Source organism: Actinoplanes subtropicus (genome assembly GCF_000721705.1).
GTDB classification, from domain to species: domain Bacteria; phylum Actinomycetota; class Actinomycetes; order Mycobacteriales; family Micromonosporaceae; genus Actinoplanes; species Actinoplanes subtropicus.
In genome coordinates this window covers 25254-44156 of the sequence record NZ_JOJL01000011.1, presented here as the reverse complement: position 1 = coordinate 44156, position 18903 = coordinate 25254, and the positions used below count along the sequence as shown (strand labels likewise).

The window sequence follows — 18903 nt, the reverse complement described above, 5'->3', positions numbered from 1 at the left end:
CCCGGTGACCTCGAAGATTCCGGTGACCTCGACGATCCCGGCTGCCATCGCGGAGGCGGCCCGCGAGTTCGGCCCGGCGCCGGCCCTGGTGGAGCCGGGCGGCGGGCGATGGAGCTGGGAGCAGCTGCACGCCGAGGTGCGCACGGTGGCGCGGGCGCTGATCGGGTACGGTCTCCAGCCGGGCGGCCGCCTGGCGATCTGGGCGCCGAACGGCGCACAGTGGATGCTCACCGCCCTGGGCGCCAGCTACGCGGGCCTCACCCTGGTGCCGGTCAACACCCGATACACCGGCGTCGAGGCGCTCGACATCATCCACCGCAGCGGCGCCGGCGGCCTGGTCGTGACCGGGCCGTTCCTCGGCGTCGACCGCCTCGCCGCGCTGCGGGCCGCCGCGGCGGACGAGGGCATCCCCCTCCCCCGGCTGATCGTCACGCTCCCCGACGAATGGAAAACCTTCCTTGCGTGCGGGGATGACGTGCCCGAGGGCAGGGCCGACGCGCGGGCCGACGCGGTCGCGCCCGACGACGTCGCGGACATCCTGTTCACCTCGGGCACCACCGGGCGCAGCAAGGGCGTGATGAGCGCGCATCGGCAGTCCCTCGCCGTCGCCGCCGCGTGGGCCGGGATCGCCGGGCTGCGGCCCGACGACCGTTACCTGGTCATCAACCCGTTCTTCCACAGCTTCGGCCTGAAGGCGGGCATCCTGGCCTGCCTGAGCAGCGGCGCGACGGTGGTACCGCAAGCGGTCTTCGACGTGCCGCGCACGGCCGGCCTGATCGCCGCCGAGCGGATCACCGTGCTGCCCGGGCCGCCGACCCTCTACACCAGCCTGATGGACCACCCGGACGCCGGCGGCCACGACCTGTCCAGCCTGCGGCTCGCGGTGACCGGCGCGGCCACCGTGCCACCAGCGCTCGTCGAACGGATGCGCAAGGAACTCGGCGCCGACGTGCTCACCGCATACGGGCTCACCGAGGCGGTGGTGGCCACCATGTGCCGGCCGGGCGACGACGCGCGGACCGTCGCGGAGACCAGCGGACGGGCGGCGGCCGGCTTCGAGGTGCGGATCGGCGAACCGGGCGGCGAGGTGCTGCTGCGCGGGCCGAACGCGATGCTCGGCTACCTCGACGACCCGGCCGCCACGGCCCAGGCGATCGATTCCGAGGGCTGGCTGCACACCGGCGACATCGGCCGGCTCGACGAGAACGGCTACCTGACCATCACCGATCGCCTCAAGGACATGTACATCTGCGGCGGCTTCAACGTGTACCCGGCCGAGGTCGAGCGCGCCCTCGCCCGGCTGCCCGGGGTGGCCGAGTCGGCCGTGATCGGTCTGCCCGACCCGCGGCTCGGCGAGGTGGGCCGGGCGTACATCGTGTGCCGCCCCGGCCGGGAACTGAGCGAACCGGAAGTCATCGAGTTCTGCCGGGGGCGGCTGGCCGGCTACAAGGTGCCCCGCTCGGTCGAGCTGCGCGCCGAGCTGCCGCACAACGCTTCCGGCAAGGTCCTGAAATACCTGCTGCGCGCGGAGGCCGCCGATGCCTGACGAGGTTCTCTACGAGCGCCGCGGGCCGCTGGCCGTCGTGACGATGAACCGGCCGCGGTATCGGAACGCACAGAATTCCAAGATGACGTACGCGTTGGACGCGGCGTTCGCCCGCGCGGTGGACGACGGTGACGTGCGGGTGATCGTCCTGGCCGGCGCCGGTGACCACTTCTCGGCCGGGCACGACATCGGCACCCCGGAGCGCGACGCGGACACCACGTTCCCCCGCCGCGCCGGGATCTGGTGGGACCACACCGACAAGGCGGGCGCCGACCGGCGGTACGCCCGGGAGATCGAGGTCTACCTCGGGATGTGCCGGCGGTGGCGGGAGATCCCGAAGCCGACGATCGCGATGGTGCAGGGCGCGTGCATCGCGGGCGGACTGATGCTGGCCTGGGTGTGCGATCTGATCGTCGCCGCCGAGGACGCGTTCTTCGCCGACCCGGTGCTGCGGATGGGCATCCCGGGCGTCGAGTACTTCGCCCATCCGTGGGTGCTCGGGCCGCGGTTCGCCCGGGAGGTGCTGTTCACCGGTGACCGGTTCGACGCGCGCCGGGCGTACGAGATCGGCATGGTCAATCGCGTCGTGCCGCGCGCCGAGCTGGAATCCGCCGTGGGCGCTCTCGGCGAGCGGATCGCCGCGATGCCGGCGTTCGGTCTCGCGCTGGCCAAACGGGCGGTCAACCAGTGCGAGGATCAGATGGGCATGCGCGCGGGCATGGATTCCGTGTTCGGGCTGCACCACGTCGCGCACGCGCACAACGCCGAGGTCACCGGCAACCCGCTCGCCGGTCTCGACCCGTCCGCGATGAAGAAGGCCGCCTCGTGAGGGCCGCCTCGTGAACCTGGACCTGGACGCGGACGCGCTGGCGTTCCGCGACGAGGTGCGCGACTGGCTGGCGGCCAATGTTCCCGCCGAGCGTCTGCCCAGTGTGGACACTCCGGAGGGCGACGCCGCACACCGCGCCTGGGAACGCACATTGTCCGACGCTCGGCTCGCGGTCGTGTCGTGGCCGGAGCGGTACGGGGGCCGGGCGGTCCCGCCGCTGCACGCGCTGCTCTTCGAGGAGGAGTACCACGCCGCCGGCGGTCCGGCCCGGATCGGCCAGAACGGCCTCTTCCTGCTCGCCCCGACGCTGTTCGCGCACGGCACGCCCGAACAGTGCGACCGGATCCTGCCGCCGATGGCCCGCTCCGAACAGGTCTGGGCGCAGGCCTGGTCCGAGCCGGAGGCAGGCAGCGACCTGGCCGCGATCCGCTCCCGGGCGCGGCGCACCGAGGGCGGGTGGCTGCTCTCCGGGCAGAAGACCTGGAGCTCGCGGGCGGTCATCGCCGATCGCGCGTTCGGGCTATTCCGCAGCGATCCCGAGGCCGAGCGCCATCGCGGCCTCACCTATCTGATGTTCGACCTGCGCGCGCCCGGCGTCACCGTGCGGCCGATCCGCCAGCTGGACGGCGACCCGGGCTTCGCGGAAATCTTCCTGGACGACGTGTACGTTCCGGACGCCGACGTGATCGGCTCGCCCGGCGACGGCTGGCGGGTGGCGATGAGCACGGCCGGCCACGAGCGCGGCCTGACCCTGCGCAGCCCCGGCCGTTTCCTGGCGGCCGCCCGGCGACTGGCCGACCTGTGGCGCGAGCACGGCGACCCGGCCGACACCGGGCTCCGCGATCGCGTGGTGGACGCGTGGCTCGGCGCCCAGGCGTACCGGATGCACGCTTTTGCCGCCCTTGATCTTCCAACCCGCGACGCGAGCCTCACCAAACTGTTCTGGTCCGAATTGGACGTTGCGCTGCACGAGACCGCCCTGGACGTGCTCGGCCCGCACGCGGAGATCGACCCGGCGTGGCCGGACGGGTATCTGTTCGCGCTGGCCGGCCCGATCTACGCGGGCACCAACGAGATCCAGCGCGGCCTCGTCGCCACCCGGGTGCTGGGACTCCCCCGATGAGCGGCGCCCCGGTCCGGCGCGCGTTCGCCGCCACCCGAGCGACGGGGGTACCGCGATGAGGCTGGTCCTGTCTCCGGAGCAGACCGCGTTCCGGGCCACGCTGCACGACCTGCTCGCGTCGGCGCACGTGCCCGAGGCCGCGGCGCGCTGGGCGGAGGGCGACCACGGGCCCGGCCGGCGCATCTGGTCGCTGCTGGCCGAGCTGGGCGTGACCGGGCTCGCCGTGCCGGTCCGGTTCGGCGGGCTGGGCGCCGACGCGGCCGATCTGGTGGTGGCAGCGGAGGAGTTGGGACATCATGCGCTGCCGGGTCCGGTCGCCGAGTCACTCGCCGCCGTGCCCACGGTGCTGGCCGAGTCCGGTGAGGCGGAGAAGTGGCTGCCCGAGCTGGCGGCCGGGCGAGTTCTCGCGACGCTCGCCGCACCACCGTGGCTGCCGTACGCGGCCGATGCCGACGCCGCCGACCTGGTGCTGCTGGTCGAGGGCGAGGCGGCCGGGGTGGGGCGGGCAGGCGTACGGGCATCTCCGTCGTTCGACCGGACGCGGCGGCTGTTCGAGGTGTCCGCCGGGTGCACGCTCACGGCCTGCCCGGCGACCGGCCGTGCGATGAACCTGGGCGCGCTCGCCTGTGCCGCACAACTGCTCGGCGCCGGGCGGGCGCTGCTCGAGGCGGCGGTGACGCACGCGCACACACGGCAACAGTTCGGTGGGCCGATCGGCCGCTTCCAGGCCGTGCAGCACCGGCTGGCCGACGTGGCGGTCGCGCTCGAGTTCGCCCGGCCGCTGCTGCACGCGGCCGCGGTCACGCTCACCGCCCGGGACGTCTCGGCGGCCAAGGTGGCCTGTGCGGAGGCCGCGCAACGGGCCGCCCGCGCGGCGCTGCAGGTGCACGGCGCGATCGGGTACGCCGAGGAGCAGGGGCTGGCGCGCTATCTGACCAAGGTCCGGGCGCTGTCCCTGTCCTGGGGCACCCCGGCCCAGCACCGGGCACGGGTCATGGCGGAACTGACCAGGGAGTATGCGCATGGAACTCAGTGAGGAACACCGGGCGCTCCGCGATGCCGTGCGCGGCCTGCTCGCCGGCTACCCGGCCCGGGCGGCGATCGAGCAACCGGCCGGCTACGACGCCGGCCTCTGGCAGCGGCTGTGCAAGGAGATCGGCGTCGCGGGGCTGGCGATTCCCGAGGCGTATGGCGGGGCCGGGGCCTCCCTGCTCGAGTCGCACATCGTGCTCACCGAATGGGGCCGGCAGCTCACCCCCGGCCCGATGCTCGGCAGCGTGCTCGCCACCCAGGCACTGCTGCGCGCCGGCGACGAGGAACTGCTGCCGGCCCTGTGCGCGGGCGACCGGATCGCCGCGCTCGCCTGGCGGGGCGACCTGTCCGCCGACGACGCGGGCCGGCTCACCGGCGTCGCCCACCACGTCATGGACGCCGAAGCCGCGGACACCCTCCTCGTGGCGACCGACGACGCCCTCTACGAGATGGCACCGAACGCGCCCGGCGTCACCGTGGAACCGGCCGACGTCCTCGACGCGACCCGAAGGCTGGCCACCATCCGGCTCGCCGGCGCCCCCGCCCGCCGGATCGGCGACGGCGGCCCGTTGACCTGGCTCCGCGATCTGGCCTGCGTCACCCTGAGCGCCGATCAGATCGGCGCCGCCTCCCGGGCCTTCGACCAGACGCACGAATACGTTCAGCAGCGCGTCCAATTCGGCCGCCCGATCGGCTCCTTCCAGGTCCTGCAGCACCGTCTCGCCGAGGCCTACCTGCGTCTCGAAGCCGCCACCACCGCCTCTTGGACCGCCGCCGAGGCGCTGGTCTCCGACAGCCCCGAAACCAGCACCCTGGCCGCCATGGCGAAGGTCCACTGCTCCGAAACGCTCCAGGCGATCGCCGCCGAGATGGTCCAGATGCACGGCGGCCTGGCGATCACCTGGGAGCACGACGCCCACCTCTACCTGCGCCGCGCCTACGCCGACGCACAACTGTTCGGCTCCCCGGGCGAGCACCTCGACCGGCTCGCGGCGACATTGCTGACCTGAGCAGAACGCGACCCCGGTCGCCGAGAACCCCGGCTTCCTCCAGTACCGGATGGACCTGCCCTGACGCCCGTACGTCCGCTACATCCAGTCGGTGTGCCGGGGCCAGGCCAGCAACGTGTCGACCACCTCGGGTTCGGCGGTCGCCGCGACCGGTGACGCCGCGTGGTAACGGCCCTTGAAGAACAGCAGCGGGCCGTCGCCACGGCACTCGCCGAGCGTCAGCACCCGGCCGACCACAATGGAATGGTCGCCGCCCGGATGGACCGCCTCCACCCGGCACTCCGCCCAGGTGAGCGCCCCGGCGAGGATCGGCATGCCGGCCGGCGACGGCGACCAGTCGACGCCGGCGAACTTGTCCGGTCCGGGGCCCCCGAACGCGCGCGAGACCTCGTCGTGTCCCTCGGCCAGAACATTGACCCCGAACATTTGCGTACGCCGGATCCGTCGCCAGGTCTGCGACCCCGCCTGCGGGCAGAACAACACGAGCGGCGGGTCGAGCGACAGCGGCGCGAACGCCTGACACGCGAACCCGGCCGGCCCCTGTTCGTCGGCCGTCGTGACGATGGTGACGCCGGTGGCGAAGTGGCCGAAGACCCGGCGGAACTCCCGCGAGTCGAGCCCGGCCGGGATGACGCTCACCCCGGCCTCAGTGCCCGGCGCCGGCCGCGAACCGGTGCCCCCACACGCTGTGCGCGGTGGTCTGCCGGGCCACCCAGGTGGCGTCGTCGACGGTCAGCCCGCCGGTGCCGTACTCGATGTCGAAGCCGCTCGGCGTCCGCACGTAGAAGGAGATCATATGGTCGTTGGCGTGCCGGCCGAGCGTGGAAATCATCGGCGCCTTGTTCTTCGCGCAGCGGTCCATCGCCAGGCCGACGTCGTCGATCGTCGCAGTCTCGGTCATCAGGTGGATCAGGCCGCTGGGCGCGGGGATCGGGGCCAGCGCGACGCTGTGGTGCCGCGGGCCGCAGCCGAGGAAACGCATCCACAGTGGCCGGTCGCCGGGCGGCAGGCCGATCGTCTCGGGGATCAGCAGCATCGAGTCGCGCAGCCGGAAGCCGAGCACGTCGACCCAGAACCGCAGCGACGCCGCGTCGTCGAAGGCGGGCAGCACCACGTGCCCCATCCCCTGATCGCCGGTGACGAACCTCGTCCCGTACGCGCCGAGGGCGGGCCGGCTGTCGAGCGCGGCGCCGCAGTAGAACTCCAGCCGGTTCCCGGACGGGTCGTCCACGCTGACCATCTGGGCCACCCGCCGATCGGCGAGCTCGTCGCCCCCGGCGGTCTTGACCGCGACGCCGGCCTCCTCCAAGGCGGAGACCAGCCTGCCGAACGCCGTCGGGTCGGCCAGCTCCCAGCCGCTCGCGGCCAGCCGATCGCGCTCACCGGGCACCACCACGATCCGGGCCGGCAGGTCGTCCATCCGGAGATACAGAGCCGACCGGTCGGGACCGCGGCCCTCGACCATGCCGAGCACCTTGACCCCGAACGCCCGCCAGGCGTCGATGTCGGTGGCCTCGACCCGCAGGTAGCCGAGGGATCGGATGAGACTCACGACCTGTCCCCTTCCAGGAAGTCGAACGCCAGCCGGTTGAACTCGTCGAACTTCTCCAGGTGCGCCCAGTGCCCGCAGCCGCCGAAGACGTGCAGCCGGCAGCGGCGGATCACCTTCAGCGCGACCAGCGCGCCGTCGAGCGGATTGACCCGGTCTTCCCGGCCCCAGACCAGCAGCACCTCGTTGCGCAGCCGGTGCGCCTCGCGCCAGAGCATGCCGTCCTCGTATCGCGCCGGGTCGGTGAACGAGGCGCCCATCGCGCGCAGGGCGTGCAGCGCGGCCGGGGTGGAGGCGGCGGCGAGACGCTCGTCGATCAGCTCGTCGGTGATCAGCGAGGGATCGAAGACGAGCGTACGCAGGAACGCGGCCAGCCGATCGCGGCTCGGGCCCGCGCCGAACGCGCCCAGCCGCTTGACGCCCTCGGTGGGATCGGGGGCGAACACGTTGAGGCTGAGCCCGCCGGGGCCCATCAGCAGCAGTTTCCCGGCCCGGGCCGGGTGGCGCAGCGCGAACCGGACCGCGGTGCCGCCGCCGAGCGAGTTGCCGATCAGATCGACCCGCTCCAGGCCGAGCTCGTCCAGGGTCGCGGCGAGGGCGTCGGCCGAGTGGGTGAAGTACTGCTCCGTGATGTCGCCCAACTCGGACCCGCCATATCCGGGCTGGTCGACGGCGACGGTGTCGAAGCGTTTGGCGAAGACCGGGATCGTACGGCCGAAGTTGCTCCACGCCGATGCACCCGGCCCGCCGCCGTGCAAGAGCACGACCGGCGAGGTACCGGCCGGTCCGGCCCGGTGGAAATGGAGAGTCATCGCAGCCTCACACCATCGCGTCGGCGACGGACAGGCCGAACTCGCCCCGCCCGTACATGGAAAGCGCTCTTTCCGGGTCGTTGATCGCGTGCACCCGGCCGGCGTGTGCGTCCCGCCAGTACCGCTGGATCGGATGGGTCTGGTAGATGGACCGGCCACCGGAGTTCTCGAAGAGCCGGTCGATCGCCTGGATCGCCAGCTCGGTGCCGTGCACCTGGTCGCGGCGCACCCGCAGGCGCAACCGCATCGGCAGCTTCTCCCCCGCCCGGACCAGCGCCATCAGCTCCGTCATGTTGGCGGAAAGCGCATTCCAGGCGGCGTCGATGTCGGCCGCCGCGCGGGCCACCCGGACCTGCGAATACGGATCCTCGGCCGCGCGCACCCCGGCGTACGCGGCCCGGACCCGCTCGCGCATGTAGGAGACGTGCGCGTCGTACGCCCCGGTCGCCATCCCGATGACCGGGGTGGTGATCGAGTACGGGAAGATCGAGCCGTACGGGATCCGGTACAGCGGCGCCGTGTTCTGCTCCTGGCCGGGCCCGTAGCAGCGGGCCGTGTCGGCGAAGCTGAGCGACCGGTACGCCGGGACGAACGCGTCGGCGACCACGATGTCGTTGCTGCCGGTGCCGCGCAGCCCGATGGTGTGCCAGACGTCCTCGATCGTGTAGTCCTGAGCCGGGATCAGGAACGTGCGGAAATCGGCGGGAGCGCCGTCCTCACCGGGCGGGACGATGCCGCCCAGCAGCACCCAGCTGCCGTGCTCGGAGCCGGACGAGAAGCTCCACCGGCCGCTCACCCGGTAACCGCCCTCGACCTGCCGGACCTTGCCGGTCGGCGCGTAGGACGAGGACATCAGGGTGCCCGGGTCCTCGCCCCAGACGTCCTGCTGGGCCTGGGCGGGGAAGAGCGCGAGCTGCCAGTTGTGCACCCCGATGACCGACGCGACCCAGCCGGTCGACCCGCAGGCGCTCGCGATGTCGCGTACGCAGGTCAGGAAGTCGATCGGATCGGCCTCGAGGCCGCCGAACCGGGCCGGCTGCAGCAGCCGGAAGAAGCCGGTCGCGGCGAGCGACTTGAGCGTCTCGGCGGAGACCTGCCGCCGGTCCTCCGTCTCCTGCGCCCGGTCCCTCAGAACAGGTAGCAGTTCCTGCACGCCCGACGCGACCGCTGCGGCGCCTTCCATGAGAACCCTCCGCTGGCTTGGCTGGCGAACTCAACGGTCCCTATACTAGAACACGTTCTACCTGACGGGCTACCGCCGAACTGGGGGGCGACACATGAGCGACGGCGCGGAGGCACGCACGATCGACACCGGGGCGCTGCCGGCCAGGTTCGCCCGGGGCTGGCATTGCCTGGGCCTGGCCGACTCGTTCCGGGACGGCAAACCGCACGCGATCGAGGCATTCGGCACCAAGCTCGTGGTCTTCGCCGACTCGGCGGGCGCGCTGCATGTGCTCGACGGTTACTGCCGGCACATGGGCGGCGACCTGACGATGGGCACCATCAAGGGCGACGAGGTGGCCTGTCCGTTCCACGACTGGCGCTGGCGCGGCGACGGGCGGTGCGCCGCGGTCCCGTACGCGCATCGCGTCCCGCCCCGCGCCCGTACCCGCTCCTGGCAGGTCCTGGAGGAAAATCGCCAGCTGTTCGTCTGGAACGACCCGCAGGGCTCCACTCCCCCGCCGGAGCTGGCCATCCCGCGGATCGAGGCGGCCTTCTCCGACGAGTGGAGCTCCTGGACCTGGGATTCGATCCGGATCGACGGCGCCAACTGCCGGGAGATCATCGACAACGTCGTCGACATGGCGCACTTCTTCTACATCCACTTCGCCTTCCCGACCTTCTTCAAGAACGTCATGGAGGGTCATGTGGCGGCGCAGTTCCTGCAGACCCGGCCGCGGCCGGACGTGCCGATCACGGCGAAACAGTCCGGCGACGCGACGCTGCGCTCGGAGGCCGCGTACTACGGCCCGTCGTACATGATCGATTATCTCTACAACAACTACAAAGGCATCGACGTCGAATCGGTGCTGATCAACTGCCACTACCCGGTCTCGGCGAACTCGTTCGTGCTGCAGTGGGGCGTGATCGTCAAGCGCTTGCCCGGCCTCACCACCGAGCAGGCCGAGCGGGCCGCGGCGAAGTTCGCGAAGAGCATCGGGATCGGTTTCGAGCAGGACGTGGAGATCTGGAAGCACAAGAGCCGGATCGACAACCCGCTGCTGTGCGCCGAGGACGGCCCGGTCTACCAGCTGCGCCGCTGGTACGAGCAGTTCTACGTGGACGTCGAGGACGTCACCGAGGACATGGTGGCCCGGTACGAGTTCGAGGTCGACACCACCCGGGCGGTCGAGACGTGGACCGCCGAGGTCGAGGACAACATGGCCCGTCAGGCCGACACGGCGGCATGATGCTCACCGAGCGGCAGGAATACCTCGAGGGCGGGTACGCCGAGCTGTCCTGCGCCCGCTGCTACGCCCTGGTCCGGGTCCGCAAGTCGAGCCCGCAGCAGACCAGCGTGCAGTGGACGACGTCGGCGGCGAAGGCCTGCCCCAACCGGCTGACCGCGCTGGTGCCGACCTGTCTCGACCTGCGCGCCAGCATCGACGACGCGGTGCGCGCGGGCAAGCTGGAGGTGAGCTGATGGTCCACCGGCTGCGCGTCGCCGAGGTGATCGCCGAGACGCCGGACGCGCACTCGCTGGTCCTGTCGGTGCCGCCGGCGCTGGCCGCGGCGTTCGCCTACCGGCCCGGCCAGTACCTGACCGTGCTGGTGCCGCGCGACGGCGGCAACGTGGCCCGCTGCTACTCGCTCTCCAGCTCCCCGCACACCGACACCGACCTGAAGATCACGGTGAAGCGGGTACGGGACGGACAGGCGTCGAACTGGATCTGTGACCACGTCCGGGCCGGTGGCACCCTGGACCTGCTGCCGCCGGCCGGCGAGTTCACCCCGGAGACGCTCGACGACGACCTGCTCCTGCTGGCCGGCGGCAGCGGCATCACGCCGGTGATGGGCATCATCAAGTCGGTGCTCGCGCACGGCCGCGGCCGGGTGGCGCTGGTGTACGCGAACCGCGACGAGCGATCGGTCATCTTCGGTGCCGAACTGGCCGCGCTGCGCGAGCGGTACGGCGACCGGCTGACCGTCACGCACTGGCTGGACAGCGACCGCGGCGCACCGGACCCCGCCACGCTGGCCGAGATGATCGCCGAGGCGAAGACACGCGAGGCGTACGTCTGCGGACCGGAACCTTTCGTGGCGGTGAGCCGCAAGGCGTTGCAGCAAGCCGGGGTGCCGGAGGAAAGGATCCGCGTGGAGCGGTTCGAGATCGACCAGGAGGGCGACGGCACCGACGCCACGCTCGAGGTGGAGATCGACGGCCAGACCCACCGGCTGCCGTGGGCGGCGGGCAAGCGCTTGCTCGACGTGGTCATCGAGGCCGGCCTCAACCCGCCGTTCTCCTGCCGGCAGGGCCATTGCGGCTCGTGCGCGCTGCGGTTGCTGAGCGGCGAGGTCGAGCTGGTCAACAACGAGGTGCTCGAGCAGGAGGACTTCGACGAGGGCTACACCCTCGCCTGCCAGGCGGTGGCCCGCAGCGAGAACGTGAAGGTCACCTACTACTAGGCGGGTCGCCCATGCCGCATGTGGTCGCCGGCGACGGGGTTCGGTGCCACGTGCCCGCGGCGGCCCAGGAGCGGCTATACCGTGCCGTCCCCGGCTCCGAGCGCGCCATCGGGAAAGGCCGCGTCCATCTGATGTTCTACGAGGAGCCGCAGACCTTCGACGACCTCGTGGCCGTCTTCCTGGGCTGACGACAGGTAGGCCAGTTCCGACGGCGGCAGCCAGCAGGTGGCCGGGTCCCACTCGGGTGGCGCGTCGGCCACGGCCGCCCGGGTCAGCGCGACGCGGAGCAGGGCCAGTTCCTCCTCCCGGTTACCGGTGCGCCAGATCATCGTCCAGGCGTTGTACGGCGCCGGGCCGACGATGGGCACACACCGCGGGTCGATGGCCAGCGGAAGCACGACCAACCGGTCGGGCCGATCGGCGAGCCCGGCGAGCAGGTGGTGCAGGCCGAGGTTGCTGCCGCTCTCGTCGGAGCGCAATTCGTACCGCGCCGCCAGCTGGCGGTAGAGGCCGATCAGCTCGGGGTCGCTGCCGGTGGACGGGTGCCACAGCGTCGACCCGCGCAGGTCCCGGGCGGTGATCGCGGCCCGGCCTGCCAGCGCGTGTCCGGGTGGCACCACCGCGCCCAACTGATCCAACCCGATCAGCGCGAGGGACAGCCCGGGCGGCAGCGACCGCCGGGGTGGGATGCAGAACGCGGCGTCGATCTCGCCGCGGTCGAGGGCCTCGACGGCGGCCGGAGCGTTGCGGCGCATGCTGATGTCCAGCGGGAGCGCGCGATCGATCGCCGGCAGCCGGCCGATCCAGCGCAGCGGTGCGTGCAACTGGCCCCAGACGTCGACGCGCAGCGGGGTCCGGCCCCGGCGGGTCGCCGCGATCGCGGCCGCGGCGGTCCCGAGCAGTTGCTGGGCGTGCGGCAGGAAGCGGCGCCCGGCCGCGGTCAGTTCGACGCCGCGGCCGTCCCGGATGAACAGCCGTTCGCCGAGGACCTGTTCCAGCCTGGTGATGCGGTGCGACAGACCCTGCTGGGTCAGATGCAACTGCTGCGCCGCGCGGCCGAAGTGCAGCGTGTCGGCGGCGGTGACGAACGCCTGAACGTGATTCAGGTCGAGGTTCACACCCCTACCTTGACCGACAACAATCTGTTGGTCCAGCGCCGACGGTTTGTTGTTGGCGCCGGCCGGGGCGCCGGTGCTCGACTGAGGACCATGAGGAAACCACCGCACCGGATCGTCGTCGCGGGGGCCGGGTACGCGGGCATGATGGCCACCATCGGCCTGGCCCGGCGCACGCGACGCCTCGGAACACAGATCACGCTGGTCAATCCCTCGTCGCGGTTCGTCGAGCGGTTGCGCCTCCACCAGATCGCGGCCGGGCAGGACCTGCCGGTCCATCGCATCCCGGACATCCTCGCGGGCACCGGCGTCCGATTCGTGGAGGGCCGGATCACCGCCATCGACCCGATCCGACAAGCGGTCGAAATCGATCGCGACTGGCAGGAATACGACACCCTCGTGTACGCCGTGGGCAGCGCCACCGCGACCGCGGCCGTGCCCGGCGTCGCCCAGCACGCGTACACCCTCAATGGACTCGACGCGGCGAAGGCCTTCGCCGCCCGGCTTCCCGGCGCCGCCCGGGTGATGGTCTGCGGCGGCGGGCTGACCGGCGTCGAGGCCGCCACCGAGGTCGCCGAGTCGCACCCGCGCCTCGCCGTGACCCTGGTCAGCGAGACACCGCCGGGAACCATGATGGGGCCCAGGGCGCGCGACCACCTCTACCGGGGGTTCGAGCGGCTCGGCGTCGCCGTCGTCCCCGGTGTGCGGGTGACGAAGGTGCGCCCCGACGGCGTGGACCTGGCCGACGGCGGCTCGTTCCCCGCCGATGTGGTGCTGTGGACCAGCGGCGTCGAGGTGACGCCGGTGGCCGGGGCCGCCGGGCTCAGCATCGACGAGCACGGCCGGGTCATCACCGACACGAGCCTGCGCTCGGTCTCCCACCCCCAGGTCTTCGCGGTCGGCGACGCCGCGGCGGTGCGGCAGCGCTGGGGCACCATCCACGGCACCTGCCAGAGCGGTATTCCCACCGGGGCGTTCGCCGCCCAGGAGATCGCCCGGCAGTTGGCCGGCCGCGAGCCGCGACCGTTCCGGTTCGGCTACGTCCATCAACCGGTCAGCATCGGCCGGCGCGACGCGGTCATCCAGTTCACCTTCGCCGACGACACGCCGCGCCGAGCGTACCTGACCGGCCGGCCGGCGATCCTCTACAAGCAATTCGTCAGCAGCAGCCCGATCTACACGTACCGGCTGGCGAGGCGCCTCAAGGTGTCCGCCCGGATGCTGGCCGGCACGGGCGGGAGAAGACAACGATGACGACCCGGCCGAAGGTTGCCGTCGATCTCACCGGGACGCGCGTCACCGCCCTCGTCACGCTGTACCTGCGGTGGCTCGACAGCCGGGAGAAGCACCCGATCCTGGGCGACCCGTGGGCGGCTCGGGTCGTGCAGGGCCTCGACTTCGACTTCGCCTCGCTGCGTTCGTGGGCGATGGACGCCGGCCGGTTCAACGTCGCCGTGCGGACGCGCATCCTCGACGAGTGGGTGGCGGCGTATCTCGCCGGTCATCCCGGCGCGGTGGTGCTGGATCTGGGCTGCGGGCTGGACAGCCGGGTGTTCCGGATCGATCCGCCGCCGGGCTGCGCCTGGTTCGATGTGGACCTGCCCGAAGTGATCGCCGTACGCGACCAGTTGTATCCGGCGCGCGCCGGGCACACCTCGATCGGCGCCTCGGCGGACGAGCCGGCCTGGCTGGCGGGCGTGCCCGCGGATCGGCCCGTGGTGGCGGTGGCCGACACGCTGCTGATGTGGCTCTCGAAGGAGCAGGTCGGCCGCCTGATCCGGCAGGTCGTCGAGCACTTCCCCGATGGCGAGCTGGTGGTCAACGCCTACTCGCGGGCGGTCAAGCAGCGCCTCGACCGGCGGCCGGGCCCGGTGTTCGGCAAGTACGGCGCGGTCATGGGCTGGACGATCGAGGAACCGGAGGAGGTGGAACTGTTCGACGACCGGCTCGGCCTCGCCGAGGAACGCAGCCAGCTCGACCCGCGGCTGCTGGCCCGGTCGCCGTTGCCGTACCGGCTGATGTTCCGGCTGGTGAACGCGGTCCCCGCGTGGCGGCACGAGGGCCGCGTCCTGAAGTACGCCTGGTCTACCGACCGGCGGCCAGCTGCACGGCGATATCGATGAGCTGGTCCTCCTGGCCGCCGACCAGGCGCCGTTCGCCGGCCCGCACGAGGATCTCGGCGCCGGAGACCTGGTAGCGCTCGGCCAGCGTGAAGGCGTGCCCGAGGAAGCTGGAGTAGACCCCGGCGTACCCCATGATGAGCGCCATCCGATCGAGTTTGCACTCGTCGGCCATCACCGGGCGCACCACGTCCTCGGCGGCGTCCACGATGGCGAAGAAGTCCACGCCGGTCTCGATGCCGAGCTTGTCGCAGACCCCGACGAACGCCTCGACCGGCGTGTTGCCGGCGCCGGCGCCGAACCTCCGGGTGCTGCCGTCGATCTGTTTCGCGCCGGCCCGCACGGCCAGCACCGAGTTGGCCACGCCGAGGCCGAGGTTCTCGTGGCCGTGGAAGCCGACCTGCGCGTCGCCGCCGAGCTCGGCGACCAGCGCGGCGACCCGGTCGGCGGTCTGGTCGAGCACGAGCGCGCCGGCCGAATCGACCACGTAGACGCACTGGCAGCCGGCGTCGGCCATGATGCGGGCCTGCTTCGCCAGGGCCTCGGGCGGCTGCGAGTGCGCCATCATCAGGAAGCCGACCGTCTCCAGGCCGAGCCGGCGGGCCAGGCCGAAATGCTGCTCGGTGATGTCCGCCTCGGTGCAGTGACTGGCGATCCGGCAGACCGTGGCGCCGTTCCCCGCCGCCGCGCGGATGTCGTCGAACAGGCCGATCCCGGGCAGCATGAGGAAGGCGATTTTCGCGCGCTCGGCGGTCCGTACGGCCGCTTTGATGAGTTCCTGTTCGGGCGTACGGCTGAGTCCGTACGTGAACGACGACCCGCCCAGGCCGTCCCCGTGCGTCACCTCGATCACCGGCACGCCCGCCGCGTCCAGCGCCGCCACCACCGCGGTCACCTCGTCGACGGTGAACTGGTGGCGCTTGGCGTGCGAGCCGTCGCGCAGCGAGGAGTCGGTGATCCTGATGTCGGCGGTCATCGCGCCAGTTCCTCCCCGACCCGGACCGCGGCCGCGGTCATGATGTCCAGATTTCCCGCGTACGGCGGAAGGAAGTCCCCGGCGCCGCTGACCTCGACGAAGACGGCCACCCGGCCGTCGTGGAACTGTGGTTCGTTGAGCAGCCGGTACCCGGGCACGTAGCGGGCCACCTCGTCGGCCCTCTTCCGGATCGATTCGGCGATCGCTTCGGTGTCGGCCTCCGGCCCGATCGCGCAGAAGATGGTGTCGCGCATGATGAGCGGCGGATCGGCCGGGTTGAGCACGACGATCGCCTTGCCCCGCGCGGCGCCGCCGACCAGTTCCAGCGCCCGGCCGGTGGTGCGGGTGAACTCGTCGATGTTGGCCCGGGTGCCCGGCCCGGCCGAGCGCGACGCCACGGTCGCCACGATCTCGGCGTAAGCGACCGGCGTGCATCGGGAGACCGCGTGCACCATCGGGATCGTCGCCTGCCCGCCGCAGGTGATGAGGTTGAGGTTGGGCGCGCCGAGGTGCTCACGAAGGTTCACCTCGGGCACCACGAGCGGCCCGACCGCGGCCGGGGTGAGGTCGATCGCGCGGATCCCGGCCTCGGCGTAGCGTGGCGCCGCCGCCGAGTGCACGGCCGCCGAGGTGGCCTCGAAGACCAGGTCGGGCAACGGATCCTGGGCCAGCAGCCAGTCGACACCCGCGGCGCTGACCGCGAGCCCGAGGTCGGCGGCGCGGCGCAGACCCGGGCTCTCCGGATCGATGCCGACCATCCACCGCGGTTCGATCAGATTCGATCGCAAGAGCTTGTGGAGCAGGTCGGTGCCGATGTTGCCGGACCCGACGATGGCTGCCGTGGCGGTCACCCGATCACCTTCTCGAAACTGAGCCGGACCTCGCCGAGGCCGGTGAAGACGGCATGGAACTCGTCGCCGGGCCGCGCGTCGACCGCGCGGCAACAGGCGCCGGGCAGGATGAGATGACCGGCCCGCAGTTGCACGCCGAAGCCGGCGACCGTGCGGGCGAGCCAGGCGACCGCGGTCACCGGATTGCCGAGCACCGCGTCCGACCGGCCCCGGGCGACCGCCTCGCCGCCCCGGTACAGCACGGCGTCGATGCCGCGCGGGTCGATCCGGCCGGGTGGCACGCGACCGGACCCGACCACGAAGCCGGCCGAGGAGGCGTTGTCGGCGATCGTGTCCGGCAGGCTTATCTTCCAGTCCCGGATCCGGCTGTCGATGAGTTCGATCGACGGCGCGAACGCCTCGGTCGCGGCCAGCACGTCCGCCTCGGTGCAGCCGAGGCCGGGCAGGTCGGCACCGAGCAGGAAGGCCACCTCGATCTCGACCCGCGGAAAGCAGTACCGCCCCGCGTCGACCGGTTCCTCCTCGGACAGCCGCATGTCGGCCATCAGGTGCCCGTAGTCGGGCTCGTCGACGCCCATCATCTGCTGCATCGCCTTCGACGACAGCCCCACCTTGTGCCCCACCACTGTGCCCCCGCGGCGATGAATGTTGAAAAGCTGGATGGCGTACGCGTCGGCCGCGGTCAGCTCCGGCCGGTCGTGCACCAGCGGCGCGATCGGCGCCCGGTCGCGCTCGGCGTCGCGCAGCCGGTCGGCGAGCGCGCGGCAGTCAGCCTCGGTGAGCATGCAGTCCTCCACGGTCCTCGGATGCGACGCTCCGGCCCGCGCGGCGCCCGGAGAAGACGCAATCGGCCAGCGACAGCCCACTGACGTAGCTGCGTGAACAGATGCCGACGGCGGTGCGGCCGGCCGCGTACAACCCCGGCACGCCCACCGCCTGCCCGGTCTCCTCGTCGACCCGCAGCCCGCCGAGGGTGAGCATCGGCGCCGGGGCGGCGACCCGGCTCCGGACCGAAACATCGATCATCGAGTACGGCGGGGTGCCGGCATAGTCGGTCAGTCCCGCGGCATCCACGCCGGCCCGGCGGGCGACCGCCGCCAGTGTCGGGCCGCTGACCCGTCCCGCGGTCAGCAGCCAGTACGCCTGCCAGCGCTGGAACCAGAGGGTCTGCGACCACACCTGACGGCGGCACTCCTTGAGCGCCGGCGCGTCCAGCAGCAGCCAGGCCCGGCCGCCGGGCGAGCGCAGGACCGCCTCGCCGATCGCGGCGCCGTACCGGGTCTCGTCGCAGACGTGCTTGCCGTCCCGGTCGATCAGGCGGCCGCCGAGCATGGCCGAGGGCGGGGTGAGGAACCGCCAGATGCTGACCCGGTCGAGGAACGCCGTGCCGGCGCCGGCCGCGACGCCGAGGAGAATGCCCGAGCCGTCGTCGCCGGGCGTGCCCAGCCGCAGGCCGCCGCGGTAGTCCGGGGCGTGTTCGCGCATCATCTGCCGGTTGAAGACGAAGCCGCCGGCGGCCAGCACGACGCCGCGGGTGGCGCCGATCCGCAGCGGGCGGCCGTAGCGGCGCTCGATCGCGGCCACCCGGCGGTGCAGCACGCGGCCCAGGCCGGGCAGGTAGACGCCGGGCTTGACCGAGAAGCGGTGCAGCACCCGGTGGGCGAGCCGGGCCCAGGCCGGCGCGCCGCGCAGGGTGCGGCACTCGACGCCGGTCACCCGGCCGGTGCCCGGCTCGGTGATCAGTCGCTCGGCCCGGGTCTGTGCCCGGACGCCGACGCCGCGATCGCGCGCGGCGGCGGCCAGCCGGGCCGCCAGCACCCGGCCGGAGGTGCCGCGCGCGTAGACCCGGTGGCCGCGCGGCGCGGGCCGGCTCACGTCGGCGAACGCGGTCTCGCTGCCCGAGTAGTACAGGTAGTGCCGGTTGGTGGGATACGAGGTCTTGTACGGACACAGCCGGGCGTCGAACGGCACGCCGAGGCCGGCCAGCCAGTCGACCATGTGCGCGCTCTCGTCGCAGAACCGGCGCAGGGTGCCGGCCGTGACCGTGTCGCCGGTCTCCTGGCGCAGGTAGTCGTACATCGCCCGCGGGGTGTCGGTGACGCCGGCGGCCCGCTGCTGCGCGGTGCCGCCGCCGGCGTAGACGACGCCGCCGGAGATCGCGGTCGCCCCGCCCCCGCCGAAACGGTCGAGAACGAGCACCCGGGCGCCGGCATCGGCGGCCTCGATCGCGGCGCAGGCGCCGGCCGCGCCGAAACCGACCACGACGACGTCGGCCGTCTCATCCCAAGGCCCGGTGGTGGCGTCCACGGAAAA

At 72.3% G+C, this 18903-nt stretch carries 19 protein-coding genes; 10 read left to right on the top strand and 9 right to left on the bottom strand.

Annotation, left to right across the window (positions count from 1 at the left end):
• Positions 1–22: 22 nt before the first annotated feature.
• From IH26_RS0116650 to IH26_RS0116630, 5 genes are read left to right on the top strand one after another with little or no spacing between them, the layout of a single operon-like run.
• Positions 23–1546, top strand: coding sequence for a FadD3 family acyl-CoA ligase (locus IH26_RS0116650; protein ID WP_030437113.1), 1524 nt, complete (start codon positions 23–25; stop codon positions 1544–1546).
• Entirely contained in the window at positions 1539–2375 is an 837-nt protein-coding gene (locus IH26_RS0116645; RefSeq protein ID WP_030437112.1) for an enoyl-CoA hydratase, read from the top strand. Before IH26_RS0116650 ends, IH26_RS0116645 begins: the two co-directional genes overlap by 8 nt.
• A 10-nt stretch (positions 2376–2385) precedes the next feature.
• Complete coding sequence (locus IH26_RS0116640; protein ID WP_030437111.1) at positions 2386–3498, top strand: acyl-CoA dehydrogenase family protein; 1113 nt, start codon at positions 2386–2388, stop codon at positions 3496–3498.
• 55 nt (positions 3499–3553) lie between these two features.
• The gene (locus IH26_RS0116635) at positions 3554–4534 is read left to right on the top strand and encodes an acyl-CoA dehydrogenase family protein (RefSeq protein WP_030437110.1); all 981 of its coding nucleotides are present in this window, start codon (positions 3554–3556) and stop codon (positions 4532–4534) included.
• The gene (locus IH26_RS0116630) at positions 4521–5540 is read left to right on the top strand and encodes an acyl-CoA dehydrogenase family protein (protein WP_030437109.1); all 1020 of its coding nucleotides are present in this window, start codon (positions 4521–4523) and stop codon (positions 5538–5540) included. The genes IH26_RS0116635 and IH26_RS0116630 overlap by 14 nt, the downstream gene beginning before the upstream one ends.
• A 78-nt stretch (positions 5541–5618) precedes the next feature.
• Here the strand turns inward: IH26_RS0116630 and hsaB are convergent, their stop codons facing one another.
• From hsaB to hsaA, 4 genes are read right to left on the bottom strand one after another with little or no spacing between them, the layout of a single operon-like run.
• Complete coding sequence (gene hsaB, locus IH26_RS0116625; protein WP_051808205.1) at positions 5619–6179, bottom strand: 3-hydroxy-9,10-secoandrosta-1,3,5(10)-triene-9,17-dione monooxygenase reductase subunit; 561 nt, start codon at positions 6177–6179, stop codon at positions 5619–5621.
• 7 nt (positions 6180–6186) lie between these two features.
• Entirely contained in the window at positions 6187–7092 is a 906-nt protein-coding gene (hsaC, locus tag IH26_RS0116620) for an iron-dependent extradiol dioxygenase HsaC (protein WP_030437107.1), read from the bottom strand.
• On the bottom strand, positions 7089–7901 hold the full coding sequence (gene hsaD / locus IH26_RS0116615; RefSeq protein WP_030437106.1) for a 4,5:9,10-diseco-3-hydroxy-5,9,17-trioxoandrosta-1(10),2-diene-4-oate hydrolase: 813 nt from the start codon (positions 7899–7901) through the stop codon (positions 7089–7091). Before hsaD ends, hsaC begins: the two co-directional genes overlap by 4 nt.
• 7 nt (positions 7902–7908) lie before the next feature.
• Positions 7909–9084 carry a 3-hydroxy-9,10-secoandrosta-1,3,5(10)-triene-9,17-dione monooxygenase oxygenase subunit gene (gene hsaA, locus IH26_RS0116610; RefSeq protein WP_030437105.1) on the bottom strand — a complete coding sequence of 392 codons (1176 nt, stop codon included), beginning with the start codon at positions 9082–9084 and terminating at the stop codon, positions 7909–7911.
• Between the two features lie 94 nt (positions 9085–9178).
• On the opposite strand from hsaA, the gene IH26_RS0116605 reads away from it, so the two are divergent.
• The 3 genes from IH26_RS0116605 to IH26_RS0116595 are packed head-to-tail and all read left to right on the top strand — an operon-like array spanning position 9179 to position 11528.
• Positions 9179–10312, top strand: coding sequence for a 3-ketosteroid-9-alpha-monooxygenase, oxygenase component (locus tag IH26_RS0116605; protein ID WP_030437104.1), 1134 nt, complete (start codon positions 9179–9181; stop codon positions 10310–10312).
• Positions 10309–10545: a hypothetical protein gene (locus IH26_RS0116600; protein WP_157437225.1), complete on the top strand. Its 237-nt coding sequence runs from the start codon at positions 10309–10311 to the stop codon at positions 10543–10545. Before IH26_RS0116605 ends, IH26_RS0116600 begins: the two co-directional genes overlap by 4 nt.
• Positions 10545–11528: a ferredoxin--NADP reductase gene (locus IH26_RS0116595; RefSeq protein ID WP_030437102.1), complete on the top strand. Its 984-nt coding sequence runs from the start codon at positions 10545–10547 to the stop codon at positions 11526–11528. Before IH26_RS0116600 ends, IH26_RS0116595 begins: the two co-directional genes overlap by 1 nt.
• Before the next feature lie 74 nt (positions 11529–11602).
• On the opposite strand, the gene IH26_RS0116590 is transcribed toward IH26_RS0116595, so the two are convergent.
• The gene (locus IH26_RS0116590; protein ID WP_051808204.1) at positions 11603–12646 is read right to left on the bottom strand and encodes a LysR family transcriptional regulator; all 1044 of its coding nucleotides are present in this window, start codon (positions 12644–12646) and stop codon (positions 11603–11605) included.
• 90 nt (positions 12647–12736) lie between these two features.
• On the opposite strand from IH26_RS0116590, the gene IH26_RS0116585 reads away from it, so the two are divergent.
• Complete coding sequence (locus IH26_RS0116585) at positions 12737–13897, top strand: NAD(P)/FAD-dependent oxidoreductase (RefSeq protein ID WP_030437100.1); 1161 nt, start codon at positions 12737–12739, stop codon at positions 13895–13897.
• A complete protein-coding gene (locus IH26_RS0116580; RefSeq protein WP_051808203.1) occupies positions 13894–14766 on the top strand; it encodes a class I SAM-dependent methyltransferase in 873 nt (290 codons plus the stop codon). Before IH26_RS0116585 ends, IH26_RS0116580 begins: the two co-directional genes overlap by 4 nt.
• Here IH26_RS0116580 and dmpG read toward each other — a convergent pair.
• The 4 genes from dmpG to IH26_RS0116560 are packed head-to-tail and all read right to left on the bottom strand — an operon-like array spanning position 14729 to position 18897.
• The gene (gene dmpG, locus IH26_RS0116575; protein WP_030437098.1) at positions 14729–15739 is read right to left on the bottom strand and encodes a 4-hydroxy-2-oxovalerate aldolase; all 1011 of its coding nucleotides are present in this window, start codon (positions 15737–15739) and stop codon (positions 14729–14731) included. The genes IH26_RS0116580 and dmpG overlap by 38 nt on opposite strands.
• On the bottom strand, positions 15736–16590 hold the full coding sequence (locus IH26_RS0116570; RefSeq protein ID WP_030437097.1) for an acetaldehyde dehydrogenase (acetylating): 855 nt from the start codon (positions 16588–16590) through the stop codon (positions 15736–15738). The genes dmpG and IH26_RS0116570 overlap by 4 nt, the downstream gene beginning before the upstream one ends.
• Positions 16587–17375: a 2-keto-4-pentenoate hydratase gene (locus tag IH26_RS0116565; protein ID WP_030437096.1), complete on the bottom strand. Its 789-nt coding sequence runs from the start codon at positions 17373–17375 to the stop codon at positions 16587–16589. Before IH26_RS0116565 ends, IH26_RS0116570 begins: the two co-directional genes overlap by 4 nt.
• Positions 17359–18897 carry an FAD-binding protein gene (locus IH26_RS0116560; RefSeq protein WP_030437095.1) on the bottom strand — a complete coding sequence of 513 codons (1539 nt, stop codon included), beginning with the start codon at positions 18895–18897 and terminating at the stop codon, positions 17359–17361. Before IH26_RS0116560 ends, IH26_RS0116565 begins: the two co-directional genes overlap by 17 nt.
• Positions 18898–18903 lie beyond the last annotated feature (6 nt).

What these genes read in the sequence shown, in the direction of transcription:
- IH26_RS0116645 (WP_030437112.1), top strand. Translation starts at nt 1,539, where the DNA reads ATGCCTGACGAGGTTCTCTACGAGCGCCGCGGGCCGCTGGCCGTCGTG.
- IH26_RS0116635 (WP_030437110.1), top strand. Translation starts at nt 3,554, where the DNA reads ATGAGGCTGGTCCTGTCTCCGGAGCAGACCGCGTTCCGGGCCACGCTG.
- IH26_RS0116630 (WP_030437109.1), top strand. Translation starts at nt 4,521, where the DNA reads ATGGAACTCAGTGAGGAACACCGGGCGCTCCGCGATGCCGTGCGCGGC.
- hsaD (WP_030437106.1), bottom strand. Translation starts at nt 7,901, where the DNA reads ATGACTCTCCATTTCCACCGGGCCGGACCGGCCGGTACCTCGCCGGTC.
- hsaA (WP_030437105.1), bottom strand. Translation starts at nt 9,084, where the DNA reads ATGGAAGGCGCCGCAGCGGTCGCGTCGGGCGTGCAGGAACTGCTACCT.
- IH26_RS0116605 (WP_030437104.1), top strand. Translation starts at nt 9,179, where the DNA reads ATGAGCGACGGCGCGGAGGCACGCACGATCGACACCGGGGCGCTGCCG.
- IH26_RS0116600 (WP_157437225.1), top strand. Translation starts at nt 10,309, where the DNA reads ATGATGCTCACCGAGCGGCAGGAATACCTCGAGGGCGGGTACGCCGAG.
- IH26_RS0116595 (WP_030437102.1), top strand. Translation starts at nt 10,545, where the DNA reads ATGGTCCACCGGCTGCGCGTCGCCGAGGTGATCGCCGAGACGCCGGAC.
- IH26_RS0116585 (WP_030437100.1), top strand. Translation starts at nt 12,737, where the DNA reads ATGAGGAAACCACCGCACCGGATCGTCGTCGCGGGGGCCGGGTACGCG.
- IH26_RS0116580 (WP_051808203.1), top strand. Translation starts at nt 13,894, where the DNA reads ATGACGACCCGGCCGAAGGTTGCCGTCGATCTCACCGGGACGCGCGTC.
- dmpG (WP_030437098.1), bottom strand. Translation starts at nt 15,739, where the DNA reads ATGACCGCCGACATCAGGATCACCGACTCCTCGCTGCGCGACGGCTCG.
- IH26_RS0116565 (WP_030437096.1), bottom strand. Translation starts at nt 17,375, where the DNA reads ATGCTCACCGAGGCTGACTGCCGCGCGCTCGCCGACCGGCTGCGCGAC.